The following is a 15,692-nucleotide window of genomic DNA, read 5'->3' as shown; positions in this document are numbered from 1 at the left end:
ATGAGCCAGGACGATCCTTTCGGCTTGTCGGAGGATCGTGAGCGTACCCGGATACGCATGGTGGGTACGCCGCAGCCGCGCATGCCGATGCCGTTTTCGTCTGCGCCGCTGAAGCGCTCGCGCACCCATCCGAACACATTGGTCAATGCGTTTTCCGCCTTGCTGGAATTCGCGCCCGAACTCGAAAACGCATTGCCGCCCGAGAATCCTGAACACCTTCGCACCCGCCTGCAGGAAGAACTGGTGCGCGGTCGCGACGCCGCCGTTGCCGCCGGATCGTCGGTCGAACGGGCCGATCAGGCTGCATGGGCGGTGGCCGCACTGCTTGATGACCTCGCGTTGAACACGCCGTGGGGCGGCTCGAGCGCCTGGCCTCGGCAACCTCTGGTTGTCATGCTGCGCGGCGACGTCGATGCAGGTGCCCAGTTCTTCTCGCGCCTGGAGGAGCTCGAGCGCCACCCAAACCGCGATAGGGAAATGCTGGAGCTGCAGTATCACTGCATGGCGCTGGGCTTCCGCGGCAAATACCGGGTACCCGGCCGCTCGGGCGACCGGTCGCTGAATGCCGTGCGTGTCGCCGCCGCCCGCTTCCTGCGCGACGCCGATGCCGAAGACGCGCCGCTGTCGCCCAACTGGCGCGGCGTCGTTGCCGCCGACGAGGCGCCGCGCTTCACCGTGCCGATCTGGGTGATGGGCGTCATCGCTGCCGTGCTCGCCACCGCGATCTACATCGCCTTCTCGCTGGGGCTGAGCAACCAGGCCGTCCAGCTTTCGGCCCTTGTGCGTGCGCTTCCACCGGCCGACCGCGCCGAGGTGTTGCGCACCACACCCAAGGCGGAAGCGCCACCGGTCGAGACCGTCGACTTCGCGCTGTTGCCGGAGTTCGCGGCAGCCACGCCCGAGGGCCTGCGCCCGGCGCTCAAGGGCGCCGAAAGCGTGTCGCTGGCCCGCCTCGTCGTCCAGGCCTCCAACCCCGAGCTCTTCCAGTCCTCCAGGGCCGAGCTGACCGACGGCTTCCAGCCGCTCATCGAGGCAATCGCCAAGGTGATCGTCGAGAACCAGGAGCTGATCGGCAACGTCACCATCGTCGGACATACCGACGGCATCCCGCTGCAAAGAACCAACCCGCTTTCCACCAACCAGCGCCTGTCGGAGGCCCGCGCCGCGACAATTGCCGACATGCTCGTCCAGAACGGCGTGCCGCGCGAGCGCGTGCGCTCCGAGGGGCGCGCCGCCACCGACCCCGTTGCCGACGACGCCACGCGTGAAGGCCGGGCGCTCAATCGCCGCGTCGAAGTGCTGGTCGAAAAGAGGTTGTGACAGATGTTCATCCTGCGCTTCCTCTGGTCGGTACTGACATCGCGGTGGCTCTGGACGCTGATCGGCCTGACGCTGCTTTCCCTGATCATCTGGATCTTCGGCCCCATCGTCGCGGTCGGCCAGAGCACGCCGTTTGCGTCCGAAACCGTGCGTATGGCGCTGATCGCAGGCCTGGTCATCCTGTGGCTGATCTGGCTGATTTTGGCGCAGCGCCGCGCCATCCGAGCCAATCGCATGTTCGTCGCCGAGATTGCCGCGCCGCCGGTCGAGAAGCCGCTGACGGCGGGCGAACAGAGCGTTGCCGCGGTCGGCGCCAAGTTCCAGGGGCTGATGGACGAGATGAAGCGGCGCAAGCTCGGCGGCCGCAAGTTGCTGCGCGACATGCCGTGGTATGTCATCGTCGGACCGCCGGCCACCGGCAAGACCACGGCTTTGCGCCAGTCCGGGCTGAATTTCCCGATCGACCTCACCGACGACATCCAGGGTGTCGGCGGCACCCGCAACTGCGACTGGTTCTTCGCCGAACACGCGGTGCTGATCGACACCGCCGGCCGCTACGTCCAGCAGGAGAGCCAGCCAGATGTCGATGCCGTGGAATGGCTGGGCTTTCTCGACCTGTTGAAGAAACATCGCGGCCGGCGCGCCCTGAACGGTGTCATCGTTGCCCTGTCGATCGATGCGTTCTCGGAGGGCGATGAAGCCATCAAGGCGCATGGCCGCAAGATCCGCCGCCGCCTCGCCGAGCTGAACGAACGTCTCGAAATCCGGCTCCCGGTCTATCTGATGCTGACCAAGGCGGACCTCATCAAAGGCTTCGAGCCCTTCTTCGGCGGCCTCTCGACCTCGGCCCGCGAACAGGTCTGGGGCACGACCTTCGCGCCTGATGCACGCGTCGACGGCAAGATGGTCGCAAGCGAGATCTCGTTGCTGGCGACCGAGCTCGAGCGCCGCCTCGTCCCCCGCCTCGAGGACGAAGACAGCCTCGCCGCCCGCGCCGAGATTTTCAGGTTCCCGGCCCAGGTCGAAAGCCTGTCCGAACCGATCCGTCTTCTTGTCGAACAGATTTTCGGCGAAAGCCGCTACGAAGACAGCGCCTGGTTGCGCGGCGTCTATCTGACTTCGGCCACACAGGAAGGCGCGCCCATCGACCGGCTTACCGCTGCACTCTCTTCCTCGTTCGGCCTGCCGCCGCGCCGCGCCATGTCGTCGCCACGCGTCGAAAAGCGCAGCTTCTTCCTCAAAAACCTGCTCACCGAAGTGATCTTCAAGGAAGCCGGGCTGGGCATGTTCGACCCCCTGGCGCAACGCCGCCGGACCTGGATCTGGCGCGGTGCCGCCGCAGCCTGCGGAGCAGCTGTCCTGCTTGCCGGAGCGCTGTTTGGACTGTCCTATTACGACAACCGCAATGCCATCGCGGCCCAAGCCGGCCAGTTGGAGGCACTGCAGGCGCCGTTGGCGCCATTCGCGGCGGCCCCGGCTCCTGTCGATGCGCCCGACATCGACGTTGCGCTGGCTGCGATGGATGAGGTCACCAATGCGCGCACGCCGCCGCCCAGCGGTTTTCGTGACCTGGTCGGCCCGACGGCCTCTCCCGAGCTGCTGCGGGCCCAGGCCGACAGCTACAACCACGCTTTGCGCAACATCCTCGAACCCCGCATGGTCGCCCTGCTCGAAACGACGATGTGGCGCCAGGTCCGCGATCCGGAATTCATGCTGGGGGCGCTCAAGACCTATCGCATGATGACCGGCCTCTCCCAGATGGACGCGGATTTCGCTCAAAACTGGTGGGTCAACGACCTGCCCGAATTCGCACCCGTCGCGCCCTTCCCGACGCCCAACGCAGAAGAGCACCAGCTTGCCGCCATCCGCCGCATGACGATCGACGCGAGTTATGTCGCGCCCGATCCGGCGCTGGTCGCCGAGGCCCTGAAAAGCGTCTGCACCATTTCGCTGCCAGCACGCGCCTACAAGCAGCTGCTGGCCGATCCCGCCGTCTCCGAACTGAAGGAGTGGATCCCGGCGAATTTCGCCGGCCCGAACGGCTCCAAGGTCTTTGCCCGCCGCTCCGACAAAACATTGCGTGTCGGCCTGCCCGGCGCATTCACCTATGCCGGCTTCCACGACGTCATCCTCGAACGGCTGGAGGATGTCGCCGCCCAGGCGGCCCTCGACCGCGCCGTCTTTGCCGGCGGCTGCGAGGAGAATTCCGAGACCTCGGTGTCGGCGCTGTCGGAAGACATCCTGAAGCTCTACTACGAGGATTTCATCGCCCAGTGGGACAGCCTGCTGCGCGACATAAGGCTGGCACCGCTGACCGACCTCAACGTCGCCAGCGAAAATTTGAAGGACCTGTCGAGCGCCGATTCCGCGCTCAAGCGCCTGGTCACGGCAGTCGTTCACGAGACCGATCTCATCCGCTCGGACGAGGAGCCGGCCGGCGACAACAAGGCCGCATCGAAAGGCGCCTCCAAGCTGTTGGGCAAGCTCGGCAAGGTCGGCAAACTGGCCAAAGCCGGCGCCAAGCTGTTGCCACGTGCCGGGTCGGCAGCAGAAGTCGACATGACCGGCACGCTCGTCGCCGAGCATTTCAAGCCGCTGAAAGGTGCGGTCGCCGAAGTCGACGGCCAGCCTCCCATGCTCGATGCCGCGGTCGTCGCCTTGACGGCACTATCGAATGTGCTGCAGACAGTCACCGCCAATCCCGACCCGCAGGATGCCATCAAGAAGCAGGGCGGGCTCGCGGAACTCACCGGTGCCGTCGCGCGCCAGGCGCAGATCCTGCCCGATCCGATCGACGACTGGCTCGGCGGCATCGCCGGCGACACCAGCGGCCTGACCGAAAAGGCCGTCACCTCCGAACTCAATGCCATCTGGCGCGCCGACATCCTGCCGTTCTGCCAGGCTGCCTTGACCAACCGATATCCGTTCAGCCCGGAAAGTGCCGTTGACGTCAACGTCCGCGATTTCGCCCGCCTGTTCGGCCCAGGCGGACTGATCGACGCTTTCACCAACGACCACCTGATCAGCTATGTCGACACGGCCAAACAACCATGGACCTGGCGTGCCGACATGGGGCTGGATTCGTCTGCCCTTGCCGCCTTCGAGCAGGCGCGCCGTATTCGCGACGACCTGTTCCCCGGTGGCACCGGCCCCCTGATGAGCTTCACGCTCGAGCCCAAGGATCTGTCGCCGACAGTCACGCGGGTGACGCTCAACCTCGATGGCCAAAGCCTCGTCTACTACAACAACGCCACCCGCCCTCAGCCGATGACCTGGCCGGGCAAGGACGGCACCGGCACCATCTCGTTGGCCTTCCAGCCCATCGATGGGTCGCCTGAAGTCATCGTCAACGAAACCGGGAGCTGGGCCTGGCTGCGGCTGCTCACCAAGGGTCGCTTCACGGCGACATCGCTGTCCGACGTCTACAACCTGCGCCTCGGCGCCAAGAGTTTTTACGCCGACTTCGAGCTCAAGGCGGCAAGTGTCGAGAACCCCTACAACCTGCAGATGTTCAAGAGGTTCACGTGCCCGCAGAACATCTAGCCACCGGCTTCTACGGCAAGATTCCGGCGACCGGAGACTTCGTCGGCCGCGGGCTTCCCGGCGACTTCGTGCGCGCATGGGACCGTTGGGTGGCAAGCCACCTCGCGCCATTGCAGAGTTCGGGCGCCTGGCCAGAGGACGTGGCACTGCGTTTCCTGCTCGGTCCCGATGCCAACGGCCCGATGGCGGGCATCGTCGTGACGAGCAACGACCGCGCCGGCCGCCGTTTTCCGCTGACGGTCGCAGCCCCCCTCTCCGCCGCCAATTCAGGATTGGCCGACATGGCGGCGAAATGGTTCGACGACATTGAGATGGCGGCCGACGCGGCGCGCTATGGTTATGTCAGCGCAGACGAATTCGCCGCCAGCCTTGCCGAGCTGCCGTTTCCGATCGCCGACATGACGGGAGAGCCTGTGCTCAGCATGGTCTTGTGGGCCGGCCCATGGGTGCCGGTGGACGTCGATCCGGCGGCCCCACAAGCGGTCCTCGACCGGCTGCTCACCGCGAGCTGGGAGACCAGTTGATGCAGATCTGGAACCAGACCGGCTACGTCCATCAATTCACCGTAGCCATGGACAAGGCTGGCCACGACTACATCGTCGTCGTGGTCAAGGGCACGTTCGACCTTCCCGACGCACCGGGCGGATTGGTGCGCAAGTCGGCCGAGCAGGCGCCGCTGGTCTTTGCCGACACGCAGACGGGCGAGCCCGGCTATTCCGCCACGCTGTGGGAAACCGATTTTGCCTTCCGCAAGCCGCGCTGCGACGTGATTGCCAATGGCTGCGCCTATGCGCCCGGCGGCCGGCCGGCGGAACGTGTGCCGGTCGGCATCAAGGTCGGCAACTGGTCGAAACTGTTCGAGGTGGTCGGCCATCGCGAGTGGCGCGCCATCGGCCCGGTCTTCACCGCGACCGCACCGCAGCCCTTCCTGAAACTGCCGATCAGCTATGACGTCGCCTGGGGTGGCGTCGACAAGCTGGATCCCGAGGACAAGATGCCTGGCGTCTACGGCGCCAATCCGGTCGGCACCGGCTGGTCGCGCACCAGGAACCAGCACCTCATTCCGGGCCTGCGGCTGCCCAACACCCAGAAGGTCGGCGAGGAAGTCCGCTCGCCCTTCGGCGACTACACGCCGATGAGCTTCGGACCGATGGGCCGCGGCTGGCCCGGCCGCATCGAACATGGCGGTACCTACGATGACAACTGGACGAAAAACATCTTTCCCTTCCTGCCGTCCGACTTCGACGAGCGCTATTTCCAGATGGCTCCGCCAGACCAGCAGATCGATCATCCCAAGGGTGGTGAAGAGGTACAGCTGGTGAACCTGACGCCGGAAGGTCGGGTGAGCTTCCGGCTGCCGCCAACCGGGCTTGAGATGACCCTGTTCAAGGATGGCGCCAAGAGTTTCGAGGGTGAGCTGTACCCCGACACTATCCTGTTCGACCCGGAGAACCGCCGCTACCACCTGGTCTGGCGGGTAGCGCAGCGGATCGAGCGCACGATTCTGGATTTTACCGAATGCTGGGTAGGTCCCCCCACCGAATCCATGCTGAGGGCGCGGGCAGCCGGCCGCACCTTCGTCCGTGCCGATGGGGTAGCACCTGAGGAGGAAGAGGCATGACCGCCGGCGTCGCCATCATTTCGGTCGGGATGGCCACGGCCGTCGGACTCGATGCGCCTTCAGCATGCGCAGCCATGCGCGCGCGCCTCGACGGCTTCCAGGAGACGCGTTTCCTCGGCTCGCCGGAGGGGTGGCTGACCGGCGCGCCCGTCCCGCTGCCGCGCAATTGGATCGGCGAGAAGCGCATGGCGCATCTGGCCGCAGGGGCCATTACCGAGGCATTCGAGCGCGCGCCGGAAGCGCGCGGCCAGACGGCACTTATCCTCTGCCTTCCCGAGGAAGGTCGCCCGGGCAGGCCGGTGCGCGACAACTCCGGCCTGCTCCGGCGGATCGGCGAAATCGTCAAGGTCGAACCTCACAGCCGCTCCCGCACCGTGGCGCATGGGCGCCCTGCCGGGCACGTAGCATTCAATTATGCCCGCAGGCTGCTGGCATCAGGCGACGTGCCCTATGTGATGATCGCTGGCGTGGACAGCTATCTGACCGCGCCGACGATTGCCCATTACCTCAAGGGACGCCGCCTGCTGACCGCCGACAACTCGAACGGCTTCATTCCGGGAGAGGCAGCGGCGGCGGTGTTGTGCACCCGGCCGAATGGCGGAAACTTCCAGCTATTCGGCCTTGGCCTGTCGCGCGAAACAGCCTCGATCTACAACAAGGACGATCTGCCGTTGCGAGCCGATGGCATGACAGCGGCCTATGATGCGGCGTTTGGCGAAACCGGCATCGAGATGAACCGGCTGGGCTACCGCATCTCGGACCTCATCGGCGAACAATACTGGTTCAAGCAGACCGCACTCGCTTCGATCCGGCTGCTGCGCGGCCGCCACGAATTCCAGGATTTGTGGTCGCCTGCGGAATCGCTTGGCAACATCGGTGCCGCAGCCGTTCCCGTGATGGTGGGCATGGCCTGGACCGCGGCGGCAAAAGGTTACGCGGCCGGCAATCCGGTGCTCATCGAAGCGTCGTCGGATGACGGCGCGTGTGGCGCTGCAGTCTTTGCATCGAGGAGAGCCGCATGACCGTCTATGCCAACGGTCTGGAGATCGCCTGCAAGGCGCAGGCCAACAAGATCATCGCCGCCTTCCCCTATGTCTGTTTCACGCCGCCGCAGACGCCCGCGACGCCCCCCGGCGTACCGATCCCCTATCCCACCTTCAGCATGGACGACGACACCGACAGCGGCACAAGTACGGTCAAGATCGGGGGCAAGACGATCACGCAGAAGAACAAGTCCTACTATACGAAATGTTCGGGCAACGAAGCCGGCTGCGCGCCGAAGAAGAACATCATCACCTCGGTGAACACGGGCAAGGAATATGCCCACGCCTGGTCAGGCAATGTGAAGATGGACGGCGAGCCGATCAGCCGCTTCTCCGATATCGGCTCAAACGACCACGCCTCGCCGACCGCCGGCGGGCCGCCGATGCCGAACATTTCCACCGCGACGGTGGCGACCTTCAATTGCAGCATGCTGGAGATCAAGCCTTACAACAAGCTGACGTGTCCGGAGGGGTATGAGAAGGAGCACACCACGGAAGTGCGCTTCTTCACCGCCAAGGGCGTGCGTGACCTGACCCTCGACTGCTGTCAGGCCTATGATGAAAGCAAGGCCCCCTGCATCTGCATGAAGGCAAAATGGGTTCCGGGCGAAGCTGCAAAGGCAAAGAAGGCTGGCGCCACCGGCAAAGTCATCGGCAAGGGGTCGAAGACGCCCCACAACCTCAAGACCCAGGAAGCGGCCAAGTGGATCAAGCTCAACCAGGAGGGCAAGCTCGGCGATTTCAACGAGAAATGCGCCAGGGCAACGGTCGACAACATGGATGACCCGAAAATTCCTGACGAAGTGAAGGATGCTGCTGCGGAGTGCCTCAGGAAAGCGAACCAGGACTATCAGAAAAAGAGCATGGGCAAGGACGCGCAGGAGGTGAAGGACACGAAGCGCTGTGTCGACACCTGCCCGAAGGCAATTGACCAGGGCCGACTTGCCGGAGTTGCCAAGAAGCGATTGAAGAAGGAGGCCGTGAGCCTCGGAAAGGACCCGAAGAAAGTCGTCGTCAGGGCGTCCGACGTCGCCAAGTCCAAGAAGGACTGCCCGTGAATGATCTCTGCCTAGCCAACCGCCAGGGAGGCGTTAGCCATGATCGGTAAGCTGAAGATGGACAAGGAAGAGCTGGAAGACTTCGTCGAAGATGAGGACACCTCGATCGAATGCCTTCAGGTCGCGCCGATGGGCAATGGCAAGGTGGCCATTCTGTTCCTGCTCGCGGATTCCGACTACGACACCACGGTGTCGGTCATTTTTGTGGTCGACGACTTCAATCCAAAGACCGCGAAGGGCGTTCTGTTCACGTCAGAATGGCTGACGTCGCTATCGGCGTCGCCCTCAGGCGAACTGTTTGCGCTCGAGGCAACGATCTGGATCTGGCGCTACGGCGGCAAGCAATGGACCCGCGATCAGGTCGGCACGGAGAGCTTTCGCCAGGTTTGGGCCGCCGACCCAGGTGGCACCATGATGGTCGGCTCTTCAGGCGGCGCCGTCAAGCTGGTCGGAGACGACTGGCGTCCGATCACGCCGATAACCCAGGCTGAATACATGGATATTCACGGTGACGCGAAGCATGGCATCTGGGTCTGCGGAAAATCAGGATCGGTGCACAAGCTCGCGGGCTCGACGTGGCAGCCGCTGGAACTGCATCGCCAAGAAGTGTTCTATGGCATCGACGTTGCCGCGGACGGCACGATCAGGGTCGCCGGCGAAGACGGAACGTGCCTGCGCATCGCCAACGAAGAAGCGGTCGAGCTCGAACCGGCTGATACCACCACCCATCTTGCCGTGCGCACCTATAGCGGCAAGGCCTATTGGGGCGATGAGGGCGGAATCGGCGTGGAGAAGGGCAACGCCATCGTGCCCTTGGAGGTGGAAACCGGCACCGCTTCCGATATCCGTACCGATGGCGATTATCTCTATGTCGCGGGCACCGACAGTGCCTGGCGCTTCGACGGCAAGAAATGGAAATCGCTGTCGCTCGAATACGACGACGGCTTCAAGCTCACCTGATTGTAGACCGGGCGCGCTTGCCCACGCAGATCAGCCACCGTTGACGCGGAGATAGGCCCGGACCTTTTCCAGGTCGAGCTCAGCTATGCGCTGCGGCGCGCCCTCCATGAGCATCCTAAGCACGAAGAGCTCACCGACCTCAGGATATTCGGCGTAGACTTCCTGGGCGATCTCGCGTCCGGCATCTCCTGCAATGCGAAGGCCGTCGAGATGAGCATCCAGCCGCTCGACCAGCCGCGCAAGACGCTCCTCGTCCATGTCGGGGTTCTCATCCGGATGGAGCAGGTGATGGTCGTAGACGGTCCACAGAAATGCCGCCATTTCCGCATGCTGCCGCACGATCTCGCGCAGAACGATCTTCGGCATCAGTTTAGGTTTACAGAGCCGCCACGGATGCGGTTGGCCGCGCTGGCATGGCTGGTGACGTATGTGCCGCGAATGGTGATATGCCCATCCTTCTCCATGATGATTGTGGCCTTGCCGCAGCGCAGTTCGAGACGTTCCCCGGCCACGATCTTGACCTGCTCGCCGTCTCGAACGACCTGCGGCGTCTGTGCCTTGCGCACGGGCTCGACGATGCGCCCGACGATCAGCGGCCGGCCGGGGTCGCCGCCCTCGAACAGCAGCGCCACCTCTGCTCCGACCATGTCGGCGCTGAGTTCGGCCAGGCTGCGCGCGGCAAGCGCAGTGTCCCTGGGATTGCCGGGAAACACGACGAGCGGTGCAGCACCGTCGAAGCCGAGAAAGACCCCGATGACTACACCCTCGATCCGTTTGATGGTTCTGGTCATCCCCTGCGCCCTCAGTTCTGCTTGATCTCCGAGCCCTTCATGACGATGTCGCTGGAAGCCTTGATGTTGATCTTGCCCGATCCCTTGATGCTGATGTCCTTGCCCTCGATGGTGATCGTACCATCCTTCTTCATGGAGATGCTGGCAGAGCCGCATTTCAGCGCAATGGCGTCGCCGGCTTCGATCAGGAATGTCTTGCCGACATTCATCTTCCCGTCTTCACCGATCTGAACCATGCTCGCCTTGGCGATCCGCAACTCGTAGGCGCCGCCTACCTTGGTCCCGTCGTCGGTGGCGATTTCGGTTCGCCTTCCCTTGCCGATCTTCGATTTCTGGTTGCCGGCAATGTTGAACGTCTGGTCGGCGCCAATCGTCACCTCCTGGTTCGATGCGATGTTCCAGCTGTCATCGGCACCGATCTGGTGGGTCTGGGCGGCACCCACTGTGACCGCGCGCGTCGACCCGATCGTGTTGGTCTGCGCCGATCCGACCGTACGCGTCTCGGTCGCACCCACCGTGTCCACCCGCGCAGCGCCGACCGTGATCGCCTGGGCGATGGCGACTGTCTGGGCGTGGTTGGCGCCGATCGTCTCGGTCGAGTTGGAGCCGATGCTGATGGTCTCGTTGGAGCCGACGGTCAACGAGCGGTTCTTGCCCACCGTTTCCGTATCGTTGGATCCGATGTCGGTCTTCTGGTCGACGCCGACCTTCACGGTCTTGTTGTTGCCGACGTCCTCGTCGAGGTCGTGGCCGACGGAATGCTTGGCGTCGTGGTCGATGCGGTCGGACTGGTCGTGCTGCACCAGCTTGGTGCGGTCGTTCTTGATCAGAAGGTTGTGATCCTTCTGGGCCTGGAAATTGACCAGTTCCGAGCCTGCCTTGTCCTCGAACATCAGTTCGTTGTAGCCGCCGCCCCCCTTCGACGAGTTCGACTTCCAGCCCGACTGCGTGGCGTTGCCGGGCAAGCCGTAGGGCGGCATCTGGGCGGCGTTGTAGACGCGGCCGGTGATGATTGGCTGGTCCGGATCGCCTTCGATGAAATCGACGATGACCTCCTGGCCGATGCGCGGAATCTGGATGAAGCCCCAGCCGCTGCCGGCCCAGGTCTGCGACACGCGCACGAAACACGAACTGTCCTGGTCTTTCTTTCCCAGGCGGTCCCAGTGGAACTGCACCTTCACCCGGGCGTATTCGTCGGTGAAGATTTCTTCGCCCGACGGGCCGACGACACGCGCGGTCTGCGGTCCGCGCATGATCGGGCGCGGTGTGATCCGTGGCGGGCGGTATGGCAGGCTTGTCGGCGCAACGCCGAGTACCACGGTGAAGCTTTCGCCCTCGGTGTCGATGCCGGTGTGATAGCCGGGATCGAAGATCCGGTACTCGACGCTGACGACAAGATATTCCTGGTTCTGATCGTCGCGCGGAAAACCGTCGAGCTTGAAGGTGCAGCCCGAAAACAGCCCGCGCACGGTGCCGGCAGCGGCAATACGCTGGTGCACGGCCTGCAGCTCCTCGCGGCGGATCCCGGCGATCTTGTCACCACGGCCGACATCCAGGTGGGCGCCGGGCTGGCGATAGTTTTCGCCCGATGCCAGCTTGTGGCCAAATGCCTGGTCTGATTTCGCCATCAGGCTGGCATCCGGCTTCTTGAAGTCGTAGTCGGTGTGGGTGTAGGCGCCGGGCCTGACCGAGCTGCCGGGTATCCACTCCGTGATGTACTCGACGTCGCGGCGCGCGCCTTGCCCTTCGAAATGATACGGCACCTTCTCGTAGCCCGGTGCCGGCTTGAGCTTGTTCATCGCGTCGGCAAGGATCAGCGTGTGTTCGCCGTCGCCATGCTCGAAGAAATACATGATGCCTTCGTGCTCGAGCAGGCGCTGGACGAAATCCAGGTCGCTTTCGTCATACTGGACGCAATAGTCGCGCGGCGGATAGGAACCCTGCAGCCGCTTCTCGAACTTCGCCGAGCCATATTTCGAGAAGATCTTTTCGACGATCTCGATGACGCTCATGTTCTGGAAGATGCGGCAGTCCGTGGCCGTGCCGAGAAACCACAGCCACGGCCGGACGACCGCTTCATAATAAACTTGCCGGTCCTCGATGCGGGTCAGGCGGAAATCCGACACCAGGCCGCTGAACCAGCGTTTCGGGTCGGACTCGCCCTCGACCGAGACGGCGCCGCCAAGCATCTTCAACGGGTCGATATCAGGGTCGCTGCTGACGAAGCCGACGGCATAGGCGAAACAGCGGCTGATCTCGTCGCGGCCGGCCAGATGGGTGAATGTCAACGCGTCGCCGAGCGGTGTCCGGACCACAGTCGCGCGATCGTTAGCCATGGCGTCGTGCCTCTCCGCGGGGACGGCCGGACATCTGTCGCGAAGCTTAGCACAAGTTTTTCAACCGGCCAAAGCCGGCACGGCACGGACGCGAAAGCGGCGCGCCCAAATCCCCCTGTGCTGCTGTCGCTGCAAACTGCTAGAATATAATAAGGAATTTGGACGAGGCTGCCGGAAACAGAGGTTTGGCGGGCGAATTCGGATGCTCATCACTTTGACCATCGAGAATGTCGACAGGCTGCCCACCGGCGGACCGCTGTTCTACAGTTCGAATGGTCGCAGCTTCGCCATCGGGCGCGAAAATCGCGACTGGAACCTGCCCGATCCCAACCTGTTCATCTCAGGCCTGCATTGCGAGGTGCGTTACGACAGGGGTACGTTCTGGCTCTACGACGTCTCGCGCAACGGCACATTCGTCAACGGCTCGAGCCAGCGCGTCACCGACCCACATCCGCTCAGCCACGGCGACCAGCTATCGATTGGCAGCTATATCGTCTCGGTCGCGCTCGAGGACGACCGCAGCGCCGGCAACGACTGGGGCAATCCGATCCCGGCCCGCCATGCCGCAGATATCGGCCAGCCACCGCCGCAACTGGCTGATCCCTTCTTCGGAGGTCCGAGCAACGGCCAGTCGGCGGCGGGTGTCGTGGCGCGTCAGCCGGTCCAGCATGCGCGCCCGCCGCAGGCCGTGCCCGTGCAACCTGCGCCTCCCCCGCCGCAACGGCAGGAGGCGACCGAACTGCTCCGGCTCATCGCTGCCGGCGCCGGCGTTTCGCCTGACGTGTTCCTGCAGCGCGACCCGAAGGATGTTGCCGCCGAAGTCGGCGCGGTGCTGCGCGCGGTTGTCGACGAGCTTGCCCTGCTGCTCAAGGCGCGCGCTGCCGCCAAGGCGCTCGCCAAGAGCAGCCAGCGCACGATGATCGGCGGCGTCGACAACAACCCGCTGAAGTTCATTCCGCGCTCGGAAGAAATTCTCGAGATCATGTTTGCCCAGCGTCGCTCGGGTTATCTCGACGCCCGGCACAGCGTCGAGGAGGCATTCCGCGATCTCAAGACGCATGAACTCGCGACCTATGCGGCGATGCAGGCGGCCTTGTCGCGGCTGCTTTCGGAACTGTCGCCCGATGCCATCGAGCGAAAGCTCCCCGCCTCTGCCTTCGTCTCCAAGAAGGGGCGGGCCTGGGACATGTTCGTCGCGACATGGGAAGCCAAGGAGGCCGCGCATGAAAACGGCATGCTCGACGTCTTTCTCGCCTATTTCAGCGAGGCCTACGCCAGGTCGGCGAACAAGAAGTAACGTTGCTGGACGCAGCTGATCCCTCGGTCGGCCCCACCGTTTCGGCGGGCGGTTCAGCCCCGGTTCCCATCGGCATTTCCATGCATTACGATGCGTTGTTGGCACGTGACCGGAGGCATCCGCGGCATTGTCAGGGCATGGCAGCCGTCGCGCGAAAGCGGATAATCGGCGATGAGTTCGAAGGACGATCCTTCCGGCTCCGACGGCAGAACCGTCATTCGCGGATCGCCGCGCCGCGCGCCGCGTCCGGACCAGCCCTCGCCACCACAGCCGGCGTCCGATCCGACCATCATCTACACCGGCGGCCCTGAACAGCAGGCGCCAAGTTCGGGCACGGTGATCTATCAGGCCAGTCCCTTCGGCGACGCCCCTGGCGACGCGCCCCGCAACAGCCACAAGCAGCGTAAGCAGGCAGCAACGGCAGCAGGCACGTCGCTGGAGGCCCTGTTCGATGCGGCCGAACGTGTCCAGGTTTCCGGGGCCAACCCGCTGATATCAGCGGCAACGCCGCTTCTCATCTTGTTTGGCCATCTCAGGACGGTGACGGTCGAAGCCGACGTGTCCGTATTGGCCCAGCACGTCGCCGAATGCATCGAAGAATTCGAATGGAAAGCCGCCGAAGCCGGCGTGAACCAAGACGACGCGCATGTCGCGAAATATGCCCTTTGCGAGACAGCCGACGACATCATCGCCAACCTGCCGGGCATCGGCTCCGACAACTGGGCGCAGCACGGCATGCTGTCGCGCTTCTACGGGATCGATGCGTCAGGAAACGGCTTCTTCGAGGCACTGAACTCGGTGCTGGCCGATCCGGCGGAGCGTGGCGACCTGCTCGAACTGATGCATGCCTGCATGTCGCTCGGCTTCGCCGGACAATATCGTGGCGTCGCCGGCGGCAATCAGAGCCTTGAGCTCGTGCGCCAGGACCTGTACGCCGCGCTGCGCTACTTCCGGCCGCTCACCGACGACGGTATTTCTCCGCACTGGCAGGGCCTCGCGGCCACCGTGGACCGACGCCCCTACAGGCTACCGCTCTGGGCGATGGCCGCCCTCGCCCTCGCCTTCGTCACCACCGCCTTCTTCTGGATGCGCGGCGACGTCACCAGAGAGGGCGACGCGCTCGCCGCGACATTGCTTGCACTCACACCATCGAAGCCGGTCGCCATCGAACGCAGCGACTTCGCCCCGCCGATCGAGCAGGCAGCGCCGGATGAGCCGGCTTCGCCGGTCGAGGATGCCAAACCGGCAGCAACAGCCCCGACCATGGCGCAGATTTACCGCATCCGCGCTGCCCTCACCCAGGACATCGGCGCCGGCGCATTGACCGTCGCCTCCAAGGGCGAGTTCATCATCATCGAGCTCAACAACGAGCTGCTGTTCGAGCCGGGCAAGGCCGAGACCAAGCCTGAATTCACGCCCGTGGCGGCGCGCATTGCGGCTGCACTCGCAGGCGAACCGGGTCCGATCAGAATCGTCGGCCACACCGACAATGTGAAGCCGCGCCAGTCCAGTGCCTACAAGTCGAACTACGATCTATCCGTTGCCCGGGCGGAGGCTGTGGCAAAGGCACTTGTTCAGGGGATCGGCGATGCCTCGCGAATAGCTGTCGAAGGCAAGGGCGAGGACGTGCCGATCGCCGACAACGCAACCGCCGACGGCCGCGCCTTGAACCGCCGTGTCGACGTCATGATCCGGCGCGAGGACGCACCATGAGCGCGCCCCG

General features: G+C 64.2%; 12 protein-coding genes. 9 read left to right on the top strand and 3 right to left on the bottom strand.

Annotated features, from left to right (window positions below; genetic code table 11):
• The 7 genes from icmH to Amn_RS14380 are packed head-to-tail and all read left to right on the top strand — an operon-like array spanning nucleotide 1 to nucleotide 9,545.
• Nucleotides 1-1,320, top strand: coding sequence for a type IVB secretion system protein IcmH/DotU (gene icmH, locus Amn_RS14410; protein ID WP_067962046.1), 1,320 nt, complete (start codon nucleotides 1-3; stop codon nucleotides 1,318-1,320).
• Between the two features lie 3 nt (nucleotides 1,321-1,323).
• Nucleotides 1,324-4,863 carry a type VI secretion system membrane subunit TssM gene (gene tssM, locus Amn_RS14405; protein ID WP_067962048.1) on the top strand — a complete coding sequence of 1,180 codons (3,540 nt, stop codon included), beginning with the start codon at nucleotides 1,324-1,326 and terminating at the stop codon, nucleotides 4,861-4,863.
• Entirely contained in the window at nucleotides 4,845-5,387 is a 543-nt protein-coding gene (tagF, locus tag Amn_RS14400; RefSeq protein ID WP_067962050.1) for a type VI secretion system-associated protein TagF, read from the top strand. Before tssM ends, tagF begins: the two co-directional genes overlap by 19 nt.
• Nucleotides 5,387-6,484, top strand: coding sequence for a DUF2169 family type VI secretion system accessory protein (locus Amn_RS14395; RefSeq protein ID WP_067962052.1), 1,098 nt, complete (start codon nucleotides 5,387-5,389; stop codon nucleotides 6,482-6,484). Before tagF ends, Amn_RS14395 begins: the two co-directional genes overlap by 1 nt.
• Complete coding sequence (locus Amn_RS14390) at nucleotides 6,481-7,506, top strand: 3-oxoacyl-ACP synthase (RefSeq protein ID WP_067962053.1); 1,026 nt, start codon at nucleotides 6,481-6,483, stop codon at nucleotides 7,504-7,506. The genes Amn_RS14395 and Amn_RS14390 overlap by 4 nt, the downstream gene beginning before the upstream one ends.
• A complete protein-coding gene (locus tag Amn_RS14385; RefSeq protein ID WP_083948587.1) occupies nucleotides 7,503-8,585 on the top strand; it encodes a PAAR-like domain-containing protein in 1,083 nt (360 codons plus the stop codon). The genes Amn_RS14390 and Amn_RS14385 overlap by 4 nt, the downstream gene beginning before the upstream one ends.
• A gap of 39 nt (nucleotides 8,586-8,624) precedes the next feature.
• Nucleotides 8,625-9,545, top strand: a complete 921-nt coding sequence (locus Amn_RS14380) for a beta propeller repeat protein (protein WP_067962055.1) — start codon at nucleotides 8,625-8,627, stop codon at nucleotides 9,543-9,545.
• Between the two features lie 30 nt (nucleotides 9,546-9,575).
• On the opposite strand, the gene Amn_RS14375 is transcribed toward Amn_RS14380, so the two are convergent.
• Genes Amn_RS14375 through Amn_RS14365 form a run of 3 tightly spaced genes read right to left on the bottom strand, consistent with a single transcriptional unit; the run spans nucleotide 9,576 to nucleotide 12,672 of the window.
• Nucleotides 9,576-9,911 (bottom strand): hypothetical protein, encoded by a 336-nt coding sequence (locus tag Amn_RS14375; protein WP_286288408.1) that lies wholly within the window; start codon nucleotides 9,909-9,911, stop codon nucleotides 9,576-9,578.
• On the bottom strand, nucleotides 9,911-10,336 hold the full coding sequence (locus Amn_RS14370; protein WP_067962059.1) for a DUF6484 domain-containing protein: 426 nt from the start codon (nucleotides 10,334-10,336) through the stop codon (nucleotides 9,911-9,913). Before Amn_RS14370 ends, Amn_RS14375 begins: the two co-directional genes overlap by 1 nt.
• Nucleotides 10,337-10,347: 11 nt before the next feature.
• Nucleotides 10,348-12,672 carry a type VI secretion system Vgr family protein gene (locus tag Amn_RS14365; protein WP_286288402.1) on the bottom strand — a complete coding sequence of 775 codons (2,325 nt, stop codon included), beginning with the start codon at nucleotides 12,670-12,672 and terminating at the stop codon, nucleotides 10,348-10,350.
• 202 nt (nucleotides 12,673-12,874) lie between these two features.
• Between Amn_RS14365 and tagH the strand changes: the two genes are divergently transcribed.
• Nucleotides 12,875-13,969, top strand: coding sequence for a type VI secretion system-associated FHA domain protein TagH (tagH, locus tag Amn_RS14360; RefSeq protein WP_286288399.1), 1,095 nt, complete (start codon nucleotides 12,875-12,877; stop codon nucleotides 13,967-13,969).
• 171 nt (nucleotides 13,970-14,140) lie between these two features.
• Nucleotides 14,141-15,682: a type VI secretion system protein TssL, long form gene (gene tssL, locus Amn_RS14355; protein ID WP_286288397.1), complete on the top strand. Its 1,542-nt coding sequence runs from the start codon at nucleotides 14,141-14,143 to the stop codon at nucleotides 15,680-15,682.
• Nucleotides 15,683-15,692 lie beyond the last annotated feature (10 nt).

This window comes from Aminobacter sp. Y103A (assembly GCF_030294925.1).
GTDB classification, from domain to species: Bacteria; Pseudomonadota; Alphaproteobacteria; order Rhizobiales; family Rhizobiaceae; genus Aminobacter; species Aminobacter ciceronei.
The sequence above is the reverse complement of the archived record's forward strand: the minus strand, read 5'-3'. Positions and strand labels throughout refer to the sequence as shown.